Below are 24,393 nucleotides of genomic sequence, written 5' to 3'. Positions count from 1 at the left end.
GATGACTAGCGCAGACACGCCGGCCCCATCCCACGATCCGTCAGTCGCCGAGCCGCGCGGCTGGACCCTGCGCCGGCTGCTGGCGCCGGTTGCGATCGGCCTGGCGCTGCTCTCGGCGTTCCTGACCTTCGTCGTCCTGGTTGGCCTCACGCCGATCGAGCCGACCCATCGGGTCGTCATTGCGTTTCTGCTGATCGATGCCGCCGCCATCCTCCTGCTCGTCGGCATTATCGCCCGCGAGGTCTGGCGGGTGGTTCAGGCCCGTCGGCGTGGTCGCGCAGCCGCAAAGCTTCACGTTCAGATTGTCAGTCTATTCTCGGTGATCGCGGTGCTACCGGCAGTGCTGGTCTCGGTCGTGGCCAACATCACCATCGATCGCGGCCTCGATCGCCTGTTTTCGGGCCCGACAAAGGAGGTTATCCAGAACTCGCTGATTGTCGCCAACGCCTATCTGCACGAGCATGCTCAGCTCATTCGCGGCGATATCCTGGGCATGGCCAACGACATCTCCAACGCACGCCCCCTGTACGATCAGGATCGCGTGACATTTATCCAGCTCCTGACCTCGAACGCGAAGGCTCGCAACCTGCCGGGCGCGATGCTGATCGACAAGGACGGCAATGCGCTCGTGTCAGCACAAACCGGCATCGAGCGGACCTACACCACGCCCAACCCGGACTTCCTCAAAAATGTGGGGGAGGACGAACCGCAGATCGCGGTATTCCCGGAGGCAAACTACGTCGCCGCTGTCATCCGTCTACGCGCCTTCGACGATAAATTCCTTTATGTGGCGCGCCTGCTCGATCCCCATGTGGTCGCCCAATTAAAGCAGACCGAGGCGAGCGTGGCCGAATACGCCACCATCGAGGCGCGTCGCCTTGGCATCCAGGTTGCCTTTGCGCTGATGTTCGCCGTGATTGCTCTAACAATCCTGATGGCCTCGGTTTTGCTGGGCCTGAACTTCGCGGACCGGTTCGTCGCACCCGTCCGTCGCTTGATGAACGCGGCCAACCTCGTGTCCACTGGCGACTTGAACGTGCAGGTGCCCGTCCTGAAATCCGAAGGAGATCTTGGCCAGCTCGGCGAAACCTTCAACAAGATGACGGCCGAGTTGCGCGCGCAACGCGATGAACTCGTCAACGCGAGTGGCCTGATCGACAGCCGGCGCCGCTTTATCGAAGCCGTCCTGTCGTCGGCGAGCGCAGGCATCATTGGCGTCGACGGCGCCAACACGATCGGCGTTCTCAACCGCTCGGCCGAGAAATTGATCGGTCACTCCGAATCGGAAACGCTGGGGCGTCCGCTGTCCGAAGTGATCCCGGAATTGAACGACCTTATGCGGTCGGCGAGGGAGGGGACTCAACGACTGGTGCAGGGGCAGATCACGATCAATCGAGACGACAACGAGCGCAACCTCTCGGTGCGTGTCAGCGCTGAGCAAACCAGTCAATCGCGCGACAGCTATATTGTCACGCTGGACGATATCACCGAACTTGTAACCGCGCAGCGCACGTCAGCGTGGGGCGACGTGGCTCGGCGAATCGCGCATGAAATCAAGAATCCGTTGACACCGATCCAGCTCTCGGCCGAGCGCATTCGCCGCAAATTCGGCAAGGCGATCACCGAAGACAAGCCGATCTTCGAGCAGTGCACCGATACGATTGTGCGCCAGGTCGAGGATATCAGACGGATGGTCGACGAGTTCTCGCGTTTTGCGCGGATGCCGAAGCCAGTGATGGAAGGAGAGGACGTCGCCGATACGGTTCGCCAGACGGTTTTCCTCATGCGTGTCGGACATCCCGAAATCGATATCGAAGCCGACATCAGGCACGACCCGATGCGCGCCCAGTTTGACCGGCGGCTGATCTCGCAGGCGCTGACTAATATCATCAAGAACGCGACCGAAGCTATCGAGGCCGTGCCCCCGGAAACGCTCGGAAAAGGCCGGATCGAGGTCATTGCCGCGCGGGACGGCGACGACGTCGTCATCGACGTGATCGACAACGGCATCGGCCTGCCGAAAGTTGCACGAGCGCGGCTCCTGGAGCCCTATGTCACAACCCGCGAAAAGGGCACTGGCCTCGGTCTTGCGATCGTTGGGCGCGTGCTGGAAGACCATGGCGGAAAGCTCGAACTCAACGACGCCTCCGCCATAAGACCGGGCGCACGCGGGGCCTGGATGCGATTGCGATTCGCCGTGTCCGGGCGCGCGGATATCGAAACTAAAGGGCGCGACGGAGCGACTAACGACGACGCCTTGACCGGCGACAAAGCGAAAACAGAAGTTGCAACCGGCAACTGACTAGGCGGATCCAATCCATGGCACACGACATTCTGATAGTGGACGACGAGGCCGATATTCGCGACCTCGTTGCAGGCATCCTGGAAGACGAGGGTTTTACGACCCGAACCGCGCGCAACAGCGATGAAGCACTTGCGGAAGTTTCAAGCCGCCGCCCGCACATGGTCTTTCTGGATATCTGGCTGCAAGGCAGCAAACTTGACGGGCTGCAACTGCTCGAGATGATCAAGCAGGACAGCCCCGAGACGCCGGTGGTCATGATCTCCGGCCACGGCAATATCGAAACGGCTGTTGCGGCGATCAAACGCGGTGCCTATGACTTCATTGAAAAACCGTTCAAGTCCGATCGCTTGATTCTGGTGGCGACGCGTGCGCTCGAAACTTCCCGTCTCAAGCGTGAAGTCAGGGAATTGAAGCAGCTCGCGCCATCGGCCGGCTCGCTGGTCGGCCGTTCGCCATGCATGAACCAGCTTCGGCAGACCATTGAGCGTGCAGCGAAAGCCAACAGCCGCATCATGATCGTGGGTCCGTCCGGATCCGGCAAGGAACTGGCCGCGCGAACACTTCACAACCAGTCGAGTCGCTCGGAGGGACCGTTCGTCGTCATCAATGCCGCAGCGATTACGCCGGAACGAATGGAGTTCGAACTGTTCGGTGTCGAGCAGACTGACGGTCAGCAGCCGCGCAAGGCAGGAGCCCTGGAAGAGGCGCACGGCGGGACGCTGTTCATCGACGAGATCGGTGATATGCCGCGCGAGACTCAAAACAAGATCATGCGCGTCCTGGTCGACCAAACCTTCCAGCGCTCCGGCGGAGTTGCCAAGATTAAGGTCGACGTGCGCATCATTTCGTCGACAGCGCGCAATCTGGAAGAGGAAATCGCCGCAGGCCGTTTCCGCGAAGATCTTTATCATCGGTTGTCGGTCGTGCCGATCCGCGTTCCTCCACTCTCCGAACGCCGTGAGGACATTCCCGAACTGATCGAATTTTTCATGGACCATATCTCGACCACGAGCGGGCTGCCCAAGCGCCAGATCGGCGACGATGCGATGGCCGTGTTGCAATCGCACGTCTGGCCGGGCAACGTCCGGCAGCTCCGTAACAACGTCGAGCGCGTGATGATCCTGGCCGGAGGCGGTCCGGAGGTGATCATCACCGCGGATATGCTGCCGCAGGATGTTGGCTCGATGGTCCCGGCGATGCCGACTGGCGTCAACGGCGAGCACATTATGGGCCTACCGTTGCGCGAGGCTCGTGAAGTGTTCGAGCGCGACTACCTGATTGCCCAGATCAGCCGCTTCTCCAACAATATCTCACGGACGGCGGAATTCGTCGGCATGGAACGCTCGGCGTTGCATCGCAAACTCAAGGCGCTCGGCGTCAACTAAAATTCCTTTCGTGGTCGGACCCGCCGAATGTCGCGAATTGCTTATGTCAACGGACAGTATCGCGATCTGCGCGACGCCAGCGTTAACGTCGAGGACCGCGGCTATCAGTTTGCCGACGGCGTTTATGAGGTCTGCGAAGTGCGCGGCCGAAGGCTGGTGGACTTTCCCCGACACATGGCGCGATTGCAGCGCTCGCTGCGCGAATTGCGGATAGCCGAACCGATGCCGCTGTCCGCGCTCGGCATCGTCATGCACGAGGTGGTGCGGCGCAACCGCGTGACCTATGGGCTGGTTTATCTGCAGGTGACTCGCGGCGTGGCGCGACGCGATCACGCGTTTCCGCCGAATCCGGTGAAGCCGAGCGTCGTCGTTACGGCTCGTGCGCTCAATTACGAGAAAAACCAGCAAACCGCCGCTAAAGGCATCAAGGTCGTCACCGTGCCGGAAAATCGTTGGCCGCGGGTGGATATCAAATCGGTATCGTTGCTGCCCAATGTGCTGGCAAAACAGGAAGCGCGGGAGAGGGGTGCCTATGAGGCATGGTACGTCGGTAGCGACGGATTCATCACCGAGGGTGCCTCGAGCAACGCCTGGATCGTGACGAACGACGGCCGCGTCGTCACCCGGTCGGCGGACCACGGCATTCTTGCTGGCATCACCCGAGCCGTTCTCATGGAGGTGATGGAGGCGCTTCAGATCAGGCTGGAGGAACGTCCGTTCACGCTAGCGGAAGCGCACGAAGCTGCGGAGGCCTTCGTGACCTCGGCCTCGCAGATTGTCATGCCCGTTGTCGCGATCGACGGCCAGACGGTGGGGAATGGCCAGCCGGGCGGTATTGCGAGGCGGCTGCGGGAGGAATTCCACCGTTTTTCAGCATTTTCCTGATAGTTTTTGCGTATCCAGGCGAACCTGTGGTCCGAACCGGCTTGCCTAACACCATGCTCTGCCTTCTAATCAAAGTCGCCGGGTCCGCGAGGAGGATCTCAGAGGGGTCCCGACGACCAGGAGACGCTCCTAAAAGAGCTGTGTCCGGTTTAAAAAAAACGCAAAGCGAAACTGCGGGATAACAAAAATGGCGATAGACCGCGCACAAAATCTACAGGACACCTTCCTCAACCACGTTCGAAAGACCAAGACGCCGCTGACGATCTTTCTGGTGAACGGTGTCAAACTGCAGGGAATCGTCACCTGGTTCGACAATTTCTGCCTGCTGCTCAGGCGTGATGGTCATTCGCAGCTCGTCTACAAACATGCGATTTCGACCATTATGCCGGGCGCCCCGATCCAGTTGTTCGAAGGCGGCGAGGACGGTCCGCTTTGAGCAAATATTTGAGAGTTTCCTGATTGGAACCCCGGCGTCCTGAGGGGAGCATCGACCGTACAGGTCCGATGCAGGGCAAACCGACCGGGCAGGCGATTGTCATCGGTCCTTATCTGCGGCTACGGCGCGGCAGCGCCGACACACCCCAGGCGGGACATGCCATGCGCGATACCGACGCACGGCTCGATGAAGCCGCCGGCCTCGCGCGCGCGATTGACCTTGCGGTCGCCGAGGCGATCGTGGCGCCGGTCACCCAGATCAAGCCAGCGACATATCTCGGCAAGGGCAAAGTCGAGGAATTGAAAGGCCCGATTGTCGCCAATGGCGCGGATCTCGTGGTGATGGATTGCGCGCTGTCGCCGATCCAGCAGCGCAATCTGGAAAAGGCCTGGAGCACAAAGGTGCTCGACCGAACCGGCCTGATCCTCGAAATTTTCGGGCGCCGCGCCAAGACGAAAGAAGGCGCGCTTCAGGTCGAACTCGCTCACCTCAACTACCAGCGCAGCCGTCTGGTGCGGTCTTGGACGCACCTCGAACGGCAGCGCGGCGGCTTCGGCTTCATGGGTGGTCCCGGTGAAACCCAGATCGAGGCCGACCGCCGCCTGATCGGCGACCGCATCACGCGGCTGGAAAACGAGCTGAAGAAGGTGCAGGCGACACGCCGGCTGCATCGCGCCGGGCGGCAGCGCGTGCCTTATCGCGTGGTCGCGCTGGTCGGCTATACCAATGCCGGGAAATCGACGCTGTTCAACCGGATAACGCGCGCGGACGTCCAGGCCGCCGACATGCTGTTCGCAACTCTCGACCCAACGCTGCGTGCACTGACGCTGCCGCACGGCAGCAAGGCCATGCTGTCGGATACCGTCGGATTCATATCCAATTTGCCAACCCAGCTTGTCGCGGCGTTTCGCGCGACGCTGGAAGAGGTGATGGAGGCGGACGTTATCCTCCATGTTCGCGACATTTCGCACGAGGACGCCGAGGCACAGCAGCACGACGTCGAGGCTGTGTTGCGTCAGCTCGGCATCGATCCCGGACAGGGCGCGCGCATTCTCGAAGTCTGGAACAAGATCGATCGCTTCGATGCGGATCAGCGCGAAAATCTGGAAAACATCGCCGCGCGCCGCTCCACTGACGTACCGTGTTTTCTCGTTTCCGCCGAAACCGGCGAAGGGCTCGATACGCTGCTGGCGGCGATCGAGGATCGGCTTGCGGCGACCCGAACCACGCTGGACCTGTCGGTCGATGCCTCAGACGGCGCAGCGATCAGCTGGCTGCACCGCAATTCCGAAGTGCTCGCCAAGGAACTGCACGACGGCCGTTACGACATGACCGTCCGCGTCGACGAGACCAAACGCGACATCCTCATCAGCCGATACGCCGCGATACCGCACCCGCTTTGATGAATTGCGCGATCCCGTCCTTCGTCGCAAGGCAGGGTCGCGCAGGACGCGCTTGACCGGCAAGGTGTCGACGCTGTTCCATGCCGCAAGCAATCGCAGAAAGCCGCAGGAGATGCCCGTGAACTATCAGAACACATCGCTGCTGATCGACGGCAAGTGGCGTGCCGGTGCATCTGGAAAAACCATCGCCGTGCTCAACCCTGCTACCGAAGAGCAGATCGGCACGGTGGCTCATGCGGATCACGCCGACCTTGACGAGGCGCTCGCCGCTGCCGACAAGGGTTTCAAGGTCTGGCGCGCCGTCGCCCCCTTCGAGCGGGCCAAGATCATGCGAAAGGCTGCGGCCTTGATGCGGGAGCGCGCCGACAACATCGCAACGCTGATGACCATGGAACAGGGCAAGGTTCTCGCTGAAGCCAGGATCGAGACGCTGTTTGCGGCCGACGTCATCGAATGGTTCGCAGAAGAATCCCGCCGAGCCTATGGCCGGGTGATTCCGGCGCGCGGACCCGGTATCTACCAGATCGCAATCAAGGAACCGGTCGGCCCGGTGGCGGCGTTCACGCCGTGGAATTTCCCAATCAATCAGGTCTGTCGCAAGCTGTCCGCCGCGCTTGCTGCCGGCTGCTCGATCATCGTCAAGGCGCCCGAAGAAACACCGGCGTCTCCGGCCGAATTGCTCCGCGCCTTCGTTGATGCGGGCGTGCCTGACGGCGTGATTAATCTCGTATTCGGCGTTCCGGCCGAAATCTCCGAATATCTGATCCCGCATCCGGTGATCAGGAAAATGTCGTTCACGGGCTCGACCGCGGTCGGCAAGCAGCTCGCAGCGCTCGCTGGACAGCACATGAAACGCGCGACCATGGAACTCGGTGGCCACGCGCCGGCAATCGTATTCAACGACGCCGACATCGCAAGCGCCGCGAAGATCATCCTGGGCGCCAAATTCCGTAACGCCGGCCAGGTCTGCATCGCACCGACGCGCCTTCTCGTGCAGGACAAGGTCTATAAGGATTTTGTCGGCAAGTTCACGGAAGCCGCCAAGGCGATCAAGGTCGGCAACGGTCTCGACGCTAATTCAACGATGGGCGCGCTCGCCAATTCCCGCCGCATGACCGCCACCGAGAGCTTCGTGCAGGACGCGGTCGGCAAAGGCGGCAAGCTCGTCGCCGGCGGTCACCGTGTCGGCAACAAGGGTTATTTTTTCGAGCCGACCGTGGTCATCGATGTGCCGAAGGATGCCCGCGCCATGAACGAGGAGCCGTTCGGCCCGCTGGCGCTGATCTCACCGTTCTCGACCTTCGACGAGGCCGCGGAGGAGGCGAACCGCCTGCCGTACGGTCTCGCGTCCTACGCCTTCACCAGCTCGACCAAGACCGCGACGGCGGTTGGTGCTGCGATCGAGAGCGGCATGGTGGCGATCAACAATGTCGGCCTGGCTCTGCCGGAGAACCCGTTCGGAGGCGTCAAGGATTCAGGCTACGGTTCTGAGGGCGGCATCGAGGCGATGGAGGCCTACCTCATCACCAAGTTCATCAGCCAGACGGGTGTGTAAGCCGCACTTCCGCCTTGAAATGCTCAACCCTTTTCCTGCGCCTTGGCCTCGTTCCACAGCGCATCCATCTCGGCAAGAGACGCATCCTCAAGCGTTCGGCCCTTCGCAATAAGCGTTTGTTCGATATGAGCGAACCGCCGCTCGAATTTCGCATTGGCTCCGCGCAGCGCGATTTCAGGATCGGCATCGACATGACGTGCGAGGTTGACCAGCGCGAACATGAGATCGCCGGTCTCGGACGCGATATCGGACTTGTCGCCATGATCCAGCGCCGCTTCGATCTCGTCGGCTTCCTCGCGGATCTTGTCGAGCACGGCCCGGGGATCGTTCCAGTCGAACCCAACCGTCGAGGCCTTTTGCTGCAAGGCTATTGCGCGCGCCAGCGCAGGCTGTCCGGCCTTGATGCCAGCGAGCAGGCTTGAGGTAGGCGCTTCCTTCATCGGTTTGCGCGCGGCGCGCTCGGCTTTTTCCTCCGCCTTGATGCGCTCCCATGTTCCCTTCACGTCCGATGGCGCGATGGTGCCGGAACTGTCGGCGAACACATGCGGATGTCTGCGGATCATCTTGCGCGTGATGGCCTCGACCACATCGCCAAACGAAAAGGCCTCTTGCTCTTCGGCCATGCGAGCGTGAAAGACCACTTGCAATAGCAAATCGCCGAGCTCGTCGCAGAGATCGATCAGATCATTGCGCACTATCGCGTCCGCCACCTCGTAGGCTTCCTCGATAGTGTAGGGCACAATGGTCGCAAACGTCTGTTCGAGATCCCACGGGCATCCGGTGCCGGGCGTTCTCAGTTGGGCCATGATTTCGATCAGGCGCGAAATATCGCGGGAAGGGGTCATCGGTTCACCGGCATCGAGGAAAATTCGTTTTCTCTATGCCGGAAGCCGCGCCACAGTCCCAGCAAAAATCAGGCGATCGGCCACGCAATCCCCGCCGATTGGCGCGGGTGCCGATGGATGCTATTGGCATCATCATGGCCAATCAGCCCGCTTCTCGAACCGCACTGGTGCTGTTCTCCGGGGGACAGGACTCCGCGACCTGTCTTGCCTGGGCGTTGCAACACTTTGCGCACGTCGAAACACTGGGATTTGACTACGGCCAGCGCCACGCCATCGAACTCGACTGCCGCGGCGCCTTGCTCGCCGGCCTGAAATCGCTGCGCCCGGATTGGGCGGAGAAACTCGGTGAGAGCCATACGCTCGCCATCCCGACGCTGGCGGAGATTTCCGACACCGCCTTGACGCGCAATGTCGCAATCGAAATGGGCGAGGGCGGCTTGCCCAATACGTTCGTGCCTGGCCGCAACCTGGTGTTCCTGACATTCGCGGCGGCGCTGGCCTACCGGCGCGGCATGACGCATATCGTCGGCGGCATGTGCGAGACCGATTATTCCGGCTATCCGGATTGTCGCGACGATACCATCAAAGCCATGCAGAGCGCGCTCAGTCTCGGGATGGACAGGCAGTTCGAGCTGCACACGCCGCTGATGCTGCTCGACAAGGCCGCGACCTGGTCGCTTGCGCATGAACTTGGCAGGGAAGGGCTGGTCGATCTGATACGCCAACACTCGCACACCTGTTATCTCGGCGAGCGCGGTGCGCAGCACGATTGGGGCTATGGCTGCGGCGAGTGCCCGGCGTGCCGGTTGCGCGCTAAGGGCTGGCGCGAGTACATGGCGCGGGCGGTTTGACGGAAGCGCTGCGCTTGAATACGGCGGCATGAAGCCCTTGCCGCCGACCGGGCCATCCGTCTCGCAGGTCGGACGTGTTATAGTGTAGCAATCGACACGACGCCCGCGCTCGTGTTAGACAAACATTGCTGGCTCGGGACGAAGTAGGCCATTGACCCTCACCGCCACCAACGATCGAACCCATCGCCTGTGCGTCTCGCGCAGCAGGATCGTGATCGTGTTTCTAATCGTGGTGCACTTGTTAGCGGGCGCCCTGCACGAATGCTTCGACTTGGATGTGACTGCTCCCAAGGGTCAGATCGTAGTCTCGATAGTGCCAGTCCATACGGACACGAACGGACCGGGAGTAGTCGCGGAACACCATTGCCATGGTTGTTTCCCTGTCTCACTGCCGAATCCACCGTTGCTCGCTGTTGCCATTGCACCTGAGGCAGCCGTGATTCCGCAGGTGCTTTCGCGCCCCTCTGATCTTGTCCCGGGCATCGACACTCCGCCGCCTAAACGCCTGACCTGAACGTGTTCGCGGGGCGCGCGCATTGACGCTCTGAATCCGTCAGTCGTCAGGATTTTCCATGTTATCTAAATCCGCCACGCACCTTGCGTGGGCGATGGCATTCCTGATCAGCCCCTGGCTGATGGTGTCGTCGCATTCGCAAACGCTTACGTTGAAGACCGCACTTCAACGCGCGCTCGCCGCCAGCCCGCGTCTGACCGCCGCCGAGCGCGATGTCGGCATCGCAACCGGTCAACGCATCCAGGCCGGCGCGCTGCTCAACCCCGAAGTGTCCTACGAGCAGGACAACTCATTTGGCTCCGGCATCTATCGCGGGACGATGTCGGCGGAAACGACGCTACAGATCAGCCAGCTATTCGAGCTTTTCGGCAAGCGTGACGCGCGAATTGCCGTTGGCCGGGCTGGCGTCGAGACTGCGGCCATCCAGCGCAAGGCGGTTCGTCTCGAAGTTCTGTCGGAGACCGCCGTCGCCTTTCTAAGTGTGCTCGGCGCACAGCGCAGGATCCAGATACTCGACGAGCAGATCGCCGCAATCGACAAGTTGACGCCGTTGCTGCAGCGGCGGGTGGATGCCGGCGCGTCGTCACCCGCCGAGATCGGCCGGGCGGAAGTCGCATCCGCGTTGATGAAAGCGGACCGCGAGCGGGTTCGCTCGACCCTTGCCAGCGCCCGGCGCGAATTAGCCGTGCTGATGGGAGACACCTCAGCCGGATTCGCGGCGGTTTCCGGACGACTGGACGATCTGGGCCGGCCTCCGTCTTTTCAGGCCGTCGTCGCCGCGATCGATTCAAATCCTCAACTGATGCGTTGGACTGCGGTCTACGCGCAGCGCAACGCCGAACTCCTGCTGGCTCGGCTGAAGCCCTATCCGGACGTTCGCGTCAGCGCCGGCTGGCGCCATTTCAACGATACCAACGACGACGCCGTCAGGCTCTCGCTGTCCGTCCCCATTCCGATTTTCGATCAGAACCAGGGCAACATCCTGTCCGCTCAGGAAAGCCTCGCGAAGACCCGGGCCGAGCGCGAGGCCAACCGCAACATTCTGATCGTGCTCGCCGGACGCGCTTACGATTCGCTGCAAGGCGCGTTGCGCGAACTGAAAGTGCTGCGCGATGTCGCGATCCCAAAGTCGCGACAGGCCGCCGATGCCATCTTCGAGGGGTACGGGCAGGGGCGCTTCACGCTGCTCGAAGTTTTGGATGCGCAGGCAAGCGTCGCTCAGGCACGCCTGCGCGAACAGGAAGCACAGCAGAATTTCCACGTCGCCGTCGCCACCATCGAGGGACTCGTCGGCAATCCGTTCGCGCTGGCGCGGGAGACCGCTCGATGAGGAGTTCTACGATAATTATTACCGCCGTCGCGATGCTGGCGATCGCAGGTGCTGGCTACCACATGATGGGGCCGGCGAAACTCAAAGCACCGGTGACGCAGACAAACCATGACAACGAGAAGACCGCAAATAGTCATGTCGAGCAGGACGAGCACGGCGCCGATCGCATTCTGATCAACGACGTCAAGCTCGCCGCCGCCGGCGCGGTACTCGCCGAGGCCGGTGAGGCGACGCTGAGCGACACGCTGTCCTTCAACGGCGTGCTGCGCGCCAACCAGGAAGCAGTTGTTCAGGTCACGCCACGCTTTCCGGGTATCGTCCGTTCGATCCGAAAACGTATCGGGGACGCGGTCACCAAGGACGACCAGCTCGCATCGATCGAAAGCAACCAGAGCCTCACCGTCTACGACCTGAAAGCGCCGATCAGCGGTACCGTGATCGACCGTCAGATCTCGCTCGGCGAGTATGCTTCGGAACAGAAGCCATCGTTCGTCGTCGCCGACCTGTCGACGATCTGGGTCGATCTGTCGATCTATCGTCAGGATCTGAATCGCGTTCGAACCGAAGACGAGGTGCTGATCGATCCGGGTGACGGTGGCGCGGACATCAAGGGCCACATCTCCTACGTCGCGCCGATCGGATCGAGCGATACGCAGACGGCGATCGCCCGGATCGTTCTGGCAAATGCCGGACGTCTGCGTCCGGGACTGTTCGTCACGGCGCGGCTCGTGCTTGCAAAGCGCAACGTGCCGGTCGCCGTTCGCGTGGGCGCGATACAGACGCTGGAGAACAAGACGGTCGTTTTTGTTCGGGAAGGCGGGGACAAGATCGAGGCACGTCCGGTCGAGCTCGGGGAATCCGATGCGAAGTTCGTGGAGATCCGGGCCGGACTCTCGGCGGGAGAACCCTATGTCGCCGAGAACAGCTTCGTCGTGAAGGCGGAGATGGGCAAGGGAGAGGCCGCGCATGATTGATGCCGTCCTCGCCTTTTCAATCCGCCAGCGCTGGCTGACGATGCTGTTCGTGCTCGGGGTTGGAGTCATCGGAGCCTGGAATTTCACGAGGCTACCAATCGATGCCGTGCCTGACATCACGAACGTCCAAGTGCAGATTAATACGCGCGCGCCGGGCTACTCTCCATTGGAAACCGAACAGCGGATTACGTTTCCGGTCGAGACGGCGATGGGCGGTCTTCCAAAGCTTGAATACACGCGATCGAGTTCGCGCTACGGCTTAAGCCAGGTCACGGTCGTCTTTCACGACGGCACCGACATCTACTTCGCTCGTCAACTCGTCAACGAGCGCATCCAGCAGGTAAGGGACCAGTTACCAGCCGGCGTCGAAGTCGCGATGGGTCCGGTATCGACCGGTCTCGGTGAAATCTTCCTGTACACCGTGGAGGCCAAACAAGGTGCCAAGGCGCCCGGCGGCGACGAATTCACGCCGAGCGACCTGCGGACGATTCAGGACTGGATCATCAAGCCGCAACTGCGCACCGTCCCCGGTGTGATCGAGGTCAACACTATCGGCGGATACGAACGCCAGTTTCATGTATTGCCCGATCCTGGACGCCTGATGGCTTACAATCTCGGATTCCGCGACGTGATGACGGCTCTCGCCACCAACAACGCCAACGTCGGCGCAGGCTATATCGAACGCAACGGCGAACAATATCTTGTGCGGACGCCGGGGCAGGTCGCCAACATCGCCGAGATTCAGGACATCGTCATCGGATCGCGTGGCGGCATTCCCGTGCGCATCCGCGATGTGGCCGAAGTGAAGGAGGGCAAGGATCTGCGGACGGGAGCCGCGACGCTGGACGGCAAGGAGACTGTGCTCGGCACGGCCATGCTCCTGATTGGCGAGAACAGCCGAGCGGTCGCGAAAAGAGTGGCCTCCAGGCTCGACGAGATTGCCCGGTCGCTTCCCGACGGCGTGATCGCGCGCACGGTCTACGACCGAACCGATCTGGTCGATGCGACCATCAGAACTGTCCAGAAAAACCTGATCGAGGGCGCGCTCCTCGTCATCGCTGTGCTGTTCCTCATTCTCGGTAACATTCGCGCGGCCATCGTGACGGCGTGCGTGATTCCTCTCGCCATGCTCTTCACGGTGACCGGCATGGTCGAAGCGAGAGTCAGTGCGAACCTGATGAGCCTCGGCGCCATTGATTTTGGCATCATCGTCGACGGCGCTGTGATCATCGTCGAGAATTGCCTGCGGCTTCTTGCGGAGGAGCAGCGCAGGGCAGGCCGGCTTCTGTCGTTCCAGGAACGCTTGCGGACGATTCTCGATGGATCCCGTGAAGTCATCAAACCCAGCCTGTTCGGCACCACGATTATCGCGGTTGTGTACCTTCCGGTGCTGACGCTCACCGGCGTCGAAGGAAAGATGTTCACGCCCATGGCTCTCACCGTGCTGATGGCGTTGCTGGGCGCTGCCATCTTCTCAGTGACCTTTGTTCCTGCGGCGATGGCGATCGTGGTGACCGGAAAGATCTCCGAGAAGGAGAACATTTTCATGCGGGGAGCGAAGCGGATCTATCTACCGCTGCTCGATGGCGCGATCCGATACCGGCATCTGGTCGTGTCCGGGGCTGTCGTCATCGTTCTTGCAAGCGGCTTTGCTGCGACCCGCATGGGCGGCGAATTCATTCCGTCGCTCGACGAAGGGGATATCGCTATCGCCGCGATCCGAATACCCGGGACCAGTCTGACCCAGTCGCTCGACCTCCAGATGGCGCTGGAGAAGCGGATCAGGAAAATTCCGGAAGTGAAGGACTACTTCGCGCGGACCGGAACAGCGGAGATCGCCACCGATGCGATGCCGCCATCAATGTCGGACGGCTACGTTATGCTCAAGCCGCGCGCGGAGTGGCCCGACCCGTCGAAACTGAAATCCGAACTGGTAGAGGAAGTCGAGAAGGCTGCGAACGAGATTCCCGGCAGCAACTACGAAATCTCGCAACCGATCCAGTTGCGAGTCAACGAGTTGATCTCAGGCGTACGCAGCGACGTCGGCATCAAGATCTTCGGCGATGATCTCGACATTCTCCAGGGAGTCGCGAAACAGGTGCAGGCCGCGATCAAGAGCATACCCGGCGCGACAGATGTTAAGACCGAGCAGGTGTCCGGACTTCCAATTCTCACGGTCAAACTCGACCGCCGGGCGTTGTCACGGTACGGCCTGAGCACTGCAGAGGTCCAGAACGTCGTGGAGATCGCGATCGGCGGCAAAACCGCAGGCAAGCTCTTCGAGGGCGACCGGCGCTTCGATATCGTGGTTCGCCTCCCCGAAAACCTTCGGGGCCGTCTGGAATCGATCCGCGCCATCTCCATTCCGCTGCCTCCGGTCGAGACCTCAACGGCGGAGACGACGCGGGTCGCATGGTCGGCATCGTCCGCACTCCAGATGCGTTACGTGCCGCTGTCGTCGGTGGCAACCGTCGATGTCGCGCCGGGTCCCAACCAGATCAGCCGCGAAAACGGCAAGCGTCGCATCGTCGTCACCGCCAATGTTCGCGAGCGGGACCTGGGATCGTTCGTGGCCGACGCGCAGCGGGCGGTGGCGGAAAAGGTCAAACTACCGCCGGGCTATTGGATCGGCTGGGGAGGGCAGTTCGAGCAGCTCGTTTCAGCCACCAGACGCTTGACTATTGTGGTGCCAGTTGCGCTGGCGCTCGTGCTGTTGCTGTTGTTCATGAGCTTCGGATCGATCGCCGATGCGCTGCTGGTATTCAGTGGCGTGCCGCTCGCCCTGACCGGCGGCGTTCTGGCGCTGCTGCTGCGTGGCATTCCGCTGTCCATCAGCGCCGGCGTCGGATTCATCGCACTGTCCGGCGTTGCGGTCTTGAACGGCATCGTCATCATCGCCTTCATCGAACGGCTGCGGCGGGAGGGAAAGTCGGTGTTCGACGCCGTGTATCAGGGGGCGTCGACCCGACTGCGACCGGTCCTGATGACGGCGCTCGTCGCCTCCTTCGGATTCGTTCCGATGGCCATCGCGACCGGCGCCGGCGCGGAAGTGCAGCGGCCACTGGCGACAGTCGTGATCGGCGGCATCGTCTCGTCGACCGTCCTGACACTGCTGGTGCTGCCCGCGCTGTATGTCCTGTTCCGGAAAAACGCCGAGCCTGTGCCGGCGCACGATCTATCCACAGCAGACTCGTCGTCAGAGACAGCAGGATAATTCGATCCCGAAGCGCGACCGGGAGACGCTCCAGTCTCGAAATATCCAGCAAGGGAAGTCAGTGCTTGCGTTTTGCGCTGAACCGGGCATCGGCTTTCCTTCCCATACCGCACCTACATCTATAATTCGCATAAGGTATATTATGGAATATTTATTGTAGCTAAGATTGCAAAGACTTGGCGGCATTTGTTTCAAACTACGCTGAGATCGACATCTCATCCGCGCTCGGGATTGTCCTCACAGGACCAACGCTGCTTGGCCTGTGGCTTGCTGGGTATCTGTGCGAAAACCTGACCCGGTGACTCGCAGAGTGATGACCGAGCGCGGGACGCTTCGTATCGTGGACTTGCTGGACAATGACAAACGACAAGGAGCGGTTCAGATGGGCTTTTCGCGTCGTACAGTGCTGAAGGCGTCGGCGGCGACAATTGCCCTGGGCAGCGTCGGAGCGCCGTTCGTGGCGCTCGCGCAGAAAGCCGAGTTTTCTTACAAGTACGCCAACAACCTGCCCGAGTCGCACCCGCTGAACGTGCGCGCCAAAGAAATGGCGGCGGCGATCAAGGCCGAGACCGACGGGCGCTTCGATCTGCAGATTTTTCCCGGCAACCAGCTCGGTTCGGATACCGATTCGCTCAGCCAGATCCGTTCCGGCGGCGTTGAATTTTTCACGTTATCGGGCCTGATCCTGGCCGCATTGATTCCGGTGGCATCGATCAACGGCATCGGGTTCGCGTTTCCGGATTACGCGACGGTCTGGAAGGCCATGGACGGCGAACTCGGCGCATATATTCGCGGCGAGATTACCAAGTCCAATCTCGTGGTGATGGACAAGATCTGGGACAACGGATTCCGGCAGACGACGTCGTCGATCAAACCAATCAGCGGACCGGGTGACTTCAAGGGATTCAAAATACGCGTGCCGGTATCGCCGCTCTGGACCTCGATGTTCAAGGCATTCGATGCCTCGCCTACCTCGATCAACTTCAACGAGGTCTATTCGGCTCTGCAGACGAAACTCGTCGAAGGTCAGGAAAACCCGCTCGCGCTGATTTCGACCGCCAAGTTGTATGAGGTTCAAAAATACTGCTCGCTGACGAACCACATGTGGGACGGCTTCTGGTTCCTGGCCAATCGCCGTGCATGGGAGGCGCTTCCGGCCGACATCCGCACCATCGTCGCGCGGAACATCAATGCGGCGGCGGTCAATGAACGTGAGGATATCGAAAAGCTGAATACGACGGTCAAGGCCGATCTCACCAGCAAGGGGCTGATCTTCAATCAGCCTGAACTCGCCCCGTTCCGCGACAAGCTGCATTCCGCCGGTTTCTATTCCGAATGGAAAGGCAAATACGGCGATGAGGCGTGGTCGTTGCTGGAGAAGTCGGTCGGCAAACTGGCATAAAGGCCCGGCGTTCGGACCAAGGGGTTGAGATGGCTCGCGTCGAAGGCACGACGACGGCTGACGCGGGAACGCCGAACTTCTCGCGCCGGCGCTCGCTCGGAGCCTCGCTCGACAAATATCTCGGATATCTCGTTGAAGTGCCGGCCGCCGCGCTCGTCGTGACGGAAATCGTCGTGTTGTTCGCGGGCGTGGTTTTTCGTTATCTGCTGCATCAGCCCCTCATCTGGTCCGATGAACTGGCGTCGATCCTGTTCCTTTGGCTGGCGATGCTGGGGGCGGTCACGGCGTTCCGCCGCGGCGAGCATATGCGCATGACCGCATTGGTTGCGCGAGCCAACACCGCGCAACGTGCGTTCCTCGATATGATTGCCACCTGCGCGGCCCTCGCCTTCCTGCTCCTGATCGTCCGGCCGTCGTGGGACTATGCCTACGAGGAAAGCTTCATCATCACGCCGGCGTTGCAGATCTCCAATATGTGGCGCGCCACGGCACTGCCGATCGGAATCGGCCTGATGGCCATCTTCGCCCTGCTACGGCTCCTGCGCACCGGTAATATGCGGACCCTGCTCGGGGCTGCCGCGACGGTCGCTGTCATCGTTCTCGCATTCTGGCTGATGCAGCCGTGGCTGCGGCCGTTGGGAAACCTGAACCTCGTGATCTTCTTCGTCGGCGTGGCCGGATTTTGCGTATTCGCCGGCGTGCCGATCGCATTCGGATTTGGCCTTGCGATCTACGGATACCTCGCACTGACCACGCGGACGCCGTTGATGGTGCTGGTCGGACGGATGGACGAGGGCATGAGCCACCTCATCCTGCTCGCCGTTCCGCTGTTCGTTTTCCTCGGCCTGCTGATTGAAATGACCGGGATGGCGCGCGCCATGGTGGCGTTTCTTGCCAGCCTGCTGGGTCACGTTCGCGGCGGTCTGCATTACGTGCTGGTCGGGGCGATGTATCTGGTGTCAGGCATTTCCGGGGCCAAGGCCGCGGATATGGCGGCCGTGGCGCCCGTACTGTTTCCGGAGATGAAGAAACGCGGAGCCAAACCGGGCGATCTCGTCGCCCTGCTCGCGGCTACCGGCGCCCAAACCGAAACCATTCCGCCGAGTCTGGTGCTGATCACAGTCGGCTCGGTGACCGGCGTATCGATCGCGGCGCTGTTCACCGGCGGCCTGCTTCCCGGCATCGTGCTGGCGACCACGTTGTCGGCGCTTGTGTGGTGGCGGCATCGTGGCGACGACCTGAGCCACGTCAAAAAGGCAGGGGTTGGCGAGATAGTACGGACGTTCGTCGTCGCCCTGCCCGCACTGGCGCTGCCGTTCGTGATCCGGGCGGCCGTCGTCGAGGGAATTGCCACAGCAACGGAGGTCTCGACCATCGGCATCGTCTATGCGGTTCTGGCCGGCCTGCTGCTCTACCGTCAGTTCGACTGGCGCCGAATGCTGCCGATGCTGATTGAAACCGCCTCGCTCTCGGGTGCAATCTTGCTCATCATCGGAGCGGCGACCGGAATGGCCTGGGGGCTGACACAGTCGGGCTTTTCACGAACGCTAGCTGCCGCGATGACCGGCCTGCCGGGGGGCGGCGCAACGTTCATCGCCGTCTCGATTGTGGCCTTCACTATTCTTGGCAGCGTGCTTGAAGGTATTCCCGCCGTCGTGTTGTTCGGCCCGCTGCTGTTCCCCATCGCCAAGGCTGTCGGGGTTCACGAGGTCCACTACGCGATGGTCATCATCCTCGCCATGGGCATGGGCCTGTTCGCGCCGCCTTTCGGTGTGGGCTATTATGCGGCCTGCGCTATCGGTCGCGTTGATCCTGCCGAGGGGATCAGGCCAATCTGGGGTTACATGCTCGCGCTATTAATTGGTTTAACCGCCGTCGCAGCGTTTCCATGGATTTCGATTGGCTTTCTGAGATAGATTACAGTGAGTTGGTCGGCCTTCTATCTCCAATTTCTGATAAAGGTAGAGCGGAAAACAAAAAATCCTTCGCAAGATCTTGAAGGGTAACGCATATGATCAAAAATCAATACGATGTCGGTCTGAACAAAAACGCCGCCAACTTCGTGCCGCTGTCGCCGCTGAGCTTCCTCGAACGAAGCGCGGCGGTGTATCCCGGTCTGCCGAGCGCGGTCTACGAAGGGCGCGTCTTCACTTGGGCTGAGACCTACGAGCGCTGCCGGCGCTTTGCATCTTATCTCGCCGGACGCGGAATCGGGCACGGCGATACCGTTGCGGCGATGCTGCCGAACATCCCGGCGATGAACGAAGCGCATTTCGCGGTGCCGATGACCGGCGCCATTCTCAACCCGCTCAATATCCGCCTCGAGCCGGCCTCGCTCGCCTTCATGCTGGATCACGGCGGCGCCAAGGTCATTCTGCTCGATCCGGAATTCTCCGGCGTCATCGCCGAGGCGCTGACGCTGATGACCGGCCCAAAACCCTTCGTTATCGACGTCGACGACGCGGCCTTTTCAGGCGGCAAACGGATCGGGGAGATCGAATACGAAGCGGCTGTCGCTGCAGGCGATCCGGCTTTCGTCGCCGTGCCGCCGCAGGACGAATGGGACGCAATCGCGCTCAGCTACACCTCCGGCACCACGGGCAATCCCAAGGGCGTCGTCACCCACCACCGCGGCGCCTATCTCAATGCCGTCAGCAACATTCTGGCCGGCGGCCTGGGGCAACATCCTTCCTATCTCTGGACGCTGCCCATGTTCCACTGCAATGGCTGGTGCTTCCCGTGGAGCATCGCCGCAACGGCAGGTGTGAACGTCTGCCTGCGCAAGGTAGAATCCGCCAGGATTTTCGAGCTGATCGCACAGCACGGCGTCACCCACATGTGCGGCGCGCCGATCGTCTACAACACCCTGATCAACGCGCCCGGCGCTCCCAAGGGCAATGCCGCCCGTCCGATCGTCGGGCTGATCGCCGGTGCGGCACCGCCGGTCGCCGTGCTCGAGGGCGCGGAGAGCATCGGCATCAAGCTCACTCATGTTTATGGGCTGACCGAGACCTACGGTCCCGCCGCCGTCTGTGCCGAACAGCCGGGCTGGGACACCCTTCCCGGCGACCAGCGCGCGCAGCTCAAGCGACGACAGGGCGTGTCCTATCCGCTTGAGGAGGCCATCACCGTCCTTGACCCCGAAACGATGCGCGCGGTGCCGCGCGACGGCGAGACCATCGGCGAGGTCATGTTCCGCGGCAACATCGTGATGAAGGGCTATCTCAAGAACGAGAAGGCGACCAAGGAAGCCTTCGCCGGCGGCTGGTTTCATACCGGCGATCTTGGAGTGCTCGATGAGCAGGGCTACGTCATCATCAAGGACCGCTCCAAGGACATCATCATTTCAGGCGGCGAGAACATCTCCTCGGTCGAGGTCGAGGACATCCTTTACAAGCACCCGGCGGTGCTGTTCGCCGCCGTCGTCGCCAAGCCCGACGCCAAGTGGGGCGAGGTGCCTTGCGCCTTCGTCGAACTGAAGGACGGTGCGCGCGCCACGGAGACGGAGATTATCGCCTATTGCCGCGAGCACATGCCGGGATTCAAGACGCCAAAGGCTGTGGTGTTCGGGACGATTCCGAAGACCTCGACCGGCAAGATCCAGAAGTTCCTGCTGCGAAATCAGGTCAATTCGGCGAAGGCGATCTTGGCTTGAGCCGTATCCTGACAGCCCAATCTTGCTATTCGAGCGTTGAGATAAGGCTGGGGCCGCCAACCTCAAGCCGCATCCCATCATAGGCCGGCACGACATGAGCCGGCAGCTCGTGGCGCAGCGCCTCGTAGTCCAGATCAGAATGCATGTTGGTGATGACGGCGCGCTTCGGCTTGAAGCGGTCGATCCACGACAGCGCATCCGCGACGCTGAAATGGCTGGGATGTTGCGCGTACCGCAACCCGTCGACGATCCACAGGTCGAGGCCCTGCAGCGCCTGCCAACTTTCATGCGGAATGTCATGCACGTCGGGCGTATAGGCGGCGTTGCCGATCCGATAGCCCAGCGCCGGGATGTTGCCGTGCTGCACGACAAATGCCGACAGCGTGAGCGCGCCGCCCTTGCCGTCGATCGCCTGGCTTTCGCCCGCCTCGATGGAGAGGCTGTCCAGAATCGGCGGATAGCCGCTGCCTTCGGGAGACACGAAGCAGTATGAAAAGCGCGACAGGATTTCCTTGGACGTCGATTGATTAAGATATACCGGAATCCGACGGCGCTGATGCAGCACGACCGAGCGGAGGTCATCGATTCCGTGAGTCTGGTCCGCGTGTTCGTGCGTGAGAAACACGGCATCGAGGTGATCGACATTGACATCGATCAACTGCTCGCGCAGGTCCGGCGATGTATCGATCAGGATACGCGTTGTCCCCTGCTCCGACGCCCGCTCCACCAGCAGCGAGCAGCGGCGGCGGCGGTTCCTCGGATTGGTGGGATCGCAGGCGCCCCAGCCCAGCGCCGGGCGTGGTACGCCGGCAGATGATCCACAGCCAAGAATGGTCAGCGTCACCGTCATGCCATTGCCTCCACACGCGGCACTTTGGAGAATAGCCGGAAGAAATTCTCCGTGGTCTGCCGTGAGATCTCCTCGAGCGAAACGCCGCGCACATCGGCCAGCACCTTCGCGGTTTCGACGACGTAGGAGGGCTCGTTACGCTTGCCGCGAAATTTGCCGGGCGCAAGATATGGCGCGTCGGTCTCAACGAGAATGCGGTCCTTCGGCAGTTCCGCGGCGAGCGCGCGCAACGAATCGGATTTCTTGAAGGTCAGAATTCCGGTGAAGCCGATATACAATCCGAGCGCGACCGCCTTCATCGCGAGCTCGCGGCCGCCGGTATAGCAATGCAGCACGGCGCGAAACGCGCCCTTCGCCATTTCCTCCTCGAGGATATGGCCGCAATCCTCGTCGGCCTCGCGGGTGTGAATCACCAGTGGCAAACCGGTGGCGCGGGCAGCGGCGATGTGGGTGCGAAATCCCCGCGCCTGTGCGTCGCGCGAGCCGTTGTCGTAGAAGTAATCGAGCCCCGCTTCTCCCAGCGCGACGACCTTCGGGGGTTGCGTCAGCGCGATAAGTTCGTCGGTCGGAATGCCGTCCTCTTCATCGGCGTGATGCGGATGGGTACCGACCGAACAGTAGACATTTGGAAAGCGCTCCGCAATCGCGAGTAGTTTCTCCTGCTCCCTCACCCGAGTCGAGATCGTCACCATGCGCCCGATGCCCGCCGCCGCCGCGCGCGAAACGATTCCGTCGAGATCATCGGCGAAATCGGGGAAATCGAGGTGGCAGTGGCTATCGACGAGCATCGGCGATTTGCGGTCAGGTCACAGAGGGTTCGACATAGCGCGGAAACACCGGGGCTGGTGCCGGCAACGCCGTACGCGGCTTGATGCGGACGTGACCGCCAAGCATCGCGAAATTCCGTTCGTCCGCGGGAATGCCGAGAATGTCGAGCATCTTCGCACATGCCGCGGGCATCGCGGGCTGCGCCAGGATAGCGATCTGGCGCACCACTTCCGCCGTCACATACAGCACCGTCTTCTGCCGCGCCGGGTCGGTCTTGGCCAGCACCCACGGCGCTTCGCCAGCAAAATAACGGTTGGCCTCGGCGACAACGGCCCAGACCGCGTTCAATGCCTGATGAATCTGCTGCGCACTCATCGCCTCGCGCGCGATCGCAACCATGCCGTCGGCCTGCGCGAGGATCGCCTTGTCGGTATCGCTGAAGTCGCCGGGCTCCGGCAGAACTCCGTCGTGCTGCTTCGCGATCATCGACAACGAGCGCTGCGCGAGATTGCCGAAGTCGTTGGCGAGGTCGGCATTGATGCGCGCTACGATCGCCTCGTGGTTGTAGCTGCCGTCCTGCCCGAAGGGCACCTCGCGCAGGAAGAAGTAGCGCACCTGATCGACGCCGTATTGTTCGGCGAGGTTGAAGGGATCGACGACGTTGCCCACCGACTTCGACATCTTCTCGCCGCGGTTGAAGAGAAAGCCATGCGCGTAGACCCGCTTCTGCAACGGAATGCCCGCCGACATCAGGAAAGCCGGCCAGTAAACGGCGTGGAAGCGAATGATGTCCTTGCCGATGATGTGCACGTCAGCCGGCCAGTAGTGCCAGTTCCTGTCGCTCTCGTCCGGAAAACCGACGCCGGTGACGTAGTTTGTCAACGCATCGACCCAGACGTACATGACGTGTTCGGGATCGTCGGGCACCTTGACGCCCCAGTCGAAGGTGGTGCGCGAGATCGACAGATCCTTCAGACCGCCCTTCACGAAACTGACGACTTCATTGCGGCGGGAATCCGGACCTACGAAGTCCGGCTGACTTTCGTACAGCGCCAGCAGCCTGTCCTGGTAGGCCGACAGCTTAAAGAAATAGCTCTTTTCCTCGACCCACTCGACCGGCGTACCCTGCGGGCCGCGACGCACATTGTCCTCGCCAACGACCGTCTCGTCCTCCGCGTAATAGGCTTCGTCGCGCACCGAATACCAGCCGGCGTAGCTCGACAGGTAAATGTCGCCATTCGCTTCCATACGCTTCCAGATTTCCTGAACGGAACGATGGTGCGCAGGTTCAGAGGTGCGGATGAAGCGATCGAATGAAATGTTCAGCGTCTCGTCGAGCTTCCGCAGCAATTCGGCGTTTCGTGTCGCGAGTTCAAGCGCGGATATGTTTTCCCGCTGCGCGGTCTGTACCATCTTCTGCCCGTGCTCGTCGGTGCCGGTCAGAAAGAATACGTCCTTGCCGTCGAGCCTCTGGAAACGCGCCAGCGCGTCCGTGGCAATCGCCTCATAGGCGTGCCCGATATGCGGTGCACCGTTCGGATAAACGATCGCCGTCGTGATGTAGAAAGTGTTGGTGCGGGCCGGCGTGACGCTCGAAGGCGCCGGTGTCGCTGTCGCACGGAGCCGGCGCGGTGCTACCGGCTTTGCAGCCTTGGTCGGACGCTTTGCGACGGACCGTTTTGCCGTGGCCTTTTTCGCCGTCTTTTTCGCCCTAGCCTTCTTTGGAGTTTTTGTCGCTGCTTGTTTTTTGGCCGCTCGCTTCACTGCCTTCTTTGCTATCTTTTTGGCCTTCTTCGGCGCCCGCGCTTTTGTCGTCTTCTTTGCGCTTGTTTTTCGCTTGCTGGTCTTTCGGGTGACTGCCTTCTTGCTACGCGTCTTCGCGACCGGGGCGCGGCCGGCGACGGCGCGGCGCGGCTTGCGTGCCTTCACGCGGGATTTCTTGGCCGGTTTCTTCTTAGCGGGAGCCACCACAATTCCTTATGATTCAGGCTGGACAGTCGGGAACGATCACTTGTCGGAGC

Annotated in this window: 17 protein-coding genes; 13 read left to right on the top strand and 4 right to left on the bottom strand. The window is 61.4% G+C overall.

All coding sequences use genetic code 11. From position 1 onward, the window contains the following. The first annotated feature begins 1 nt into the window (after window position 1). The 6 genes from ACSZOQ_RS07690 (at window position 2) to ACSZOQ_RS07665 (ending at window position 7,969) form a co-directional block, all read left to right on the top strand. The gene (locus ACSZOQ_RS07690; RefSeq protein ID WP_439925386.1) at window positions 2-2,302 is read left to right on the top strand and encodes an ATP-binding protein; all 2,301 of its coding nucleotides are present in this window, start codon (window positions 2-4) and stop codon (window positions 2,300-2,302) included. 17 nt (window positions 2,303-2,319) lie between these two features. Next, complete coding sequence (ntrX, locus tag ACSZOQ_RS07685) at window positions 2,320-3,690, top strand: nitrogen assimilation response regulator NtrX (protein WP_439925385.1); 1,371 nt, start codon at window positions 2,320-2,322, stop codon at window positions 3,688-3,690. Window positions 3,691-3,717: 27 nt separating this feature from the next. Next, entirely contained in the window at window positions 3,718-4,575 is an 858-nt protein-coding gene (locus tag ACSZOQ_RS07680) for a D-amino-acid transaminase (protein ID WP_439925384.1), read from the top strand. Between the two features lie 187 nt (window positions 4,576-4,762). Further along, on the top strand, window positions 4,763-5,011 hold the full coding sequence (gene hfq, locus ACSZOQ_RS07675; protein WP_439925383.1) for an RNA chaperone Hfq: 249 nt from the start codon (window positions 4,763-4,765) through the stop codon (window positions 5,009-5,011). 23 nt (window positions 5,012-5,034) lie between these two features. Beyond that, complete coding sequence (gene hflX, locus ACSZOQ_RS07670; protein WP_439925382.1) at window positions 5,035-6,414, top strand: GTPase HflX; 1,380 nt, start codon at window positions 5,035-5,037, stop codon at window positions 6,412-6,414. A gap of 112 nt (window positions 6,415-6,526) precedes the next feature. Then, window positions 6,527-7,969 carry an NAD-dependent succinate-semialdehyde dehydrogenase gene (locus tag ACSZOQ_RS07665; RefSeq protein WP_439925979.1) on the top strand — a complete coding sequence of 481 codons (1,443 nt, stop codon included), beginning with the start codon at window positions 6,527-6,529 and terminating at the stop codon, window positions 7,967-7,969. 23 nt (window positions 7,970-7,992) lie between these two features. Here the strand turns inward: ACSZOQ_RS07665 and mazG are convergent, their stop codons facing one another. Further along, window positions 7,993-8,814, bottom strand: coding sequence for a nucleoside triphosphate pyrophosphohydrolase (gene mazG / locus ACSZOQ_RS07660; protein ID WP_439925381.1), 822 nt, complete (start codon window positions 8,812-8,814; stop codon window positions 7,993-7,995). Window positions 8,815-8,948: 134 nt separating this feature from the next. Between mazG and queC the strand changes: the two genes are divergently transcribed. The 7 genes from queC (at window position 8,949) to ACSZOQ_RS07625 (ending at window position 20,754) form a co-directional block, all read left to right on the top strand. Further along, on the top strand, window positions 8,949-9,665 hold the full coding sequence (gene queC, locus ACSZOQ_RS07655) for a 7-cyano-7-deazaguanine synthase QueC (RefSeq protein WP_439925977.1): 717 nt from the start codon (window positions 8,949-8,951) through the stop codon (window positions 9,663-9,665). 572 nt (window positions 9,666-10,237) lie between these two features. Next, a complete protein-coding gene (gene ihpA, locus ACSZOQ_RS07650) occupies window positions 10,238-11,509 on the top strand; it encodes a divalent metal ion exporter subunit IhpA (RefSeq protein ID WP_439925380.1) in 1,272 nt (423 codons plus the stop codon). Beyond that, a complete protein-coding gene (gene ihpB / locus ACSZOQ_RS07645) occupies window positions 11,506-12,483 on the top strand; it encodes a divalent metal ion exporter adaptor subunit IhpB (RefSeq protein WP_439925379.1) in 978 nt (325 codons plus the stop codon). The genes ihpA and ihpB overlap by 4 nt, the downstream gene beginning before the upstream one ends. Then, entirely contained in the window at window positions 12,476-15,697 is a 3,222-nt protein-coding gene (locus tag ACSZOQ_RS07640) for an efflux RND transporter permease subunit (RefSeq protein WP_439925378.1), read from the top strand. The genes ihpB and ACSZOQ_RS07640 overlap by 8 nt, the downstream gene beginning before the upstream one ends. Before the next feature lie 382 nt (window positions 15,698-16,079). Beyond that, window positions 16,080-17,099 (top strand): TRAP transporter substrate-binding protein, encoded by a 1,020-nt coding sequence (locus ACSZOQ_RS07635; protein WP_439925377.1) that lies wholly within the window; start codon window positions 16,080-16,082, stop codon window positions 17,097-17,099. A 29-nt stretch (window positions 17,100-17,128) separates the two neighbouring features. Continuing rightward, window positions 17,129-19,015, top strand: a complete 1,887-nt coding sequence (locus tag ACSZOQ_RS07630) for a TRAP transporter large permease (protein ID WP_439925376.1) — start codon at window positions 17,129-17,131, stop codon at window positions 19,013-19,015. A 95-nt stretch (window positions 19,016-19,110) separates the two neighbouring features. Next, a complete protein-coding gene (locus tag ACSZOQ_RS07625; protein WP_439925375.1) occupies window positions 19,111-20,754 on the top strand; it encodes an acyl-CoA synthetase in 1,644 nt (547 codons plus the stop codon). Between the two features lie 25 nt (window positions 20,755-20,779). Here the strand turns inward: ACSZOQ_RS07625 and ACSZOQ_RS07620 are convergent, their stop codons facing one another. Genes ACSZOQ_RS07620 through metG form a run of 3 tightly spaced genes read right to left on the bottom strand, consistent with a single transcriptional unit; the run spans window position 20,780 to window position 24,340 of the window. After that, a complete protein-coding gene (locus ACSZOQ_RS07620; RefSeq protein ID WP_439925374.1) occupies window positions 20,780-21,604 on the bottom strand; it encodes an MBL fold metallo-hydrolase in 825 nt (274 codons plus the stop codon). Then, on the bottom strand, window positions 21,601-22,392 hold the full coding sequence (locus ACSZOQ_RS07615) for a TatD family hydrolase (RefSeq protein WP_439925373.1): 792 nt from the start codon (window positions 22,390-22,392) through the stop codon (window positions 21,601-21,603). The genes ACSZOQ_RS07620 and ACSZOQ_RS07615 overlap by 4 nt, the downstream gene beginning before the upstream one ends. Before the next feature lie 13 nt (window positions 22,393-22,405). Next, window positions 22,406-24,340 carry a methionine--tRNA ligase gene (gene metG, locus ACSZOQ_RS07610; RefSeq protein ID WP_439925372.1) on the bottom strand — a complete coding sequence of 645 codons (1,935 nt, stop codon included), beginning with the start codon at window positions 24,338-24,340 and terminating at the stop codon, window positions 22,406-22,408. Window positions 24,341-24,393 lie beyond the last annotated feature (53 nt).

It is taken from the genome of Nitrobacter sp. JJSN (genome assembly GCF_051912485.1).
Taxonomy (GTDB): Bacteria; Pseudomonadota; Alphaproteobacteria; order Rhizobiales; family Xanthobacteraceae; genus Nitrobacter.
The sequence above is the reverse complement of the archived record's forward strand: the minus strand, read 5'-3'. Positions and strand labels throughout refer to the sequence as shown.

What these genes read in the sequence shown, in the direction of transcription:
- ACSZOQ_RS07635 (WP_439925377.1), top strand. Translation starts at nt 16,080, where the DNA reads ATGGGCTTTTCGCGTCGTACAGTGCTGAAGGCGTCGGCGGCGACAATT.
- queC (WP_439925977.1), top strand. Translation starts at nt 8,949, where the DNA reads ATGGCCAATCAGCCCGCTTCTCGAACCGCACTGGTGCTGTTCTCCGGG.
- hfq (WP_439925383.1), top strand. Translation starts at nt 4,763, where the DNA reads ATGGCGATAGACCGCGCACAAAATCTACAGGACACCTTCCTCAACCAC.
- ACSZOQ_RS07620 (WP_439925374.1), bottom strand. Translation starts at nt 21,604, where the DNA reads ATGACGGTGACGCTGACCATTCTTGGCTGTGGATCATCTGCCGGCGTA.
- ACSZOQ_RS07625 (WP_439925375.1), top strand. Translation starts at nt 19,111, where the DNA reads ATGATCAAAAATCAATACGATGTCGGTCTGAACAAAAACGCCGCCAAC.
- ACSZOQ_RS07690 (WP_439925386.1), top strand. Translation starts at nt 2, where the DNA reads ATGACTAGCGCAGACACGCCGGCCCCATCCCACGATCCGTCAGTCGCC.
- ihpB (WP_439925379.1), top strand. Translation starts at nt 11,506, where the DNA reads ATGAGGAGTTCTACGATAATTATTACCGCCGTCGCGATGCTGGCGATC.
- ACSZOQ_RS07665 (WP_439925979.1), top strand. Translation starts at nt 6,527, where the DNA reads ATGCCCGTGAACTATCAGAACACATCGCTGCTGATCGACGGCAAGTGG.
- mazG (WP_439925381.1), bottom strand. Translation starts at nt 8,814, where the DNA reads ATGACCCCTTCCCGCGATATTTCGCGCCTGATCGAAATCATGGCCCAA.
- ACSZOQ_RS07640 (WP_439925378.1), top strand. Translation starts at nt 12,476, where the DNA reads ATGATTGATGCCGTCCTCGCCTTTTCAATCCGCCAGCGCTGGCTGACG.
- ACSZOQ_RS07630 (WP_439925376.1), top strand. Translation starts at nt 17,129, where the DNA reads ATGGCTCGCGTCGAAGGCACGACGACGGCTGACGCGGGAACGCCGAAC.
- ACSZOQ_RS07680 (WP_439925384.1), top strand. Translation starts at nt 3,718, where the DNA reads ATGTCGCGAATTGCTTATGTCAACGGACAGTATCGCGATCTGCGCGAC.
- ntrX (WP_439925385.1), top strand. Translation starts at nt 2,320, where the DNA reads ATGGCACACGACATTCTGATAGTGGACGACGAGGCCGATATTCGCGAC.
- ihpA (WP_439925380.1), top strand. Translation starts at nt 10,238, where the DNA reads ATGTTATCTAAATCCGCCACGCACCTTGCGTGGGCGATGGCATTCCTG.
- ACSZOQ_RS07615 (WP_439925373.1), bottom strand. Translation starts at nt 22,392, where the DNA reads ATGCTCGTCGATAGCCACTGCCACCTCGATTTCCCCGATTTCGCCGAT.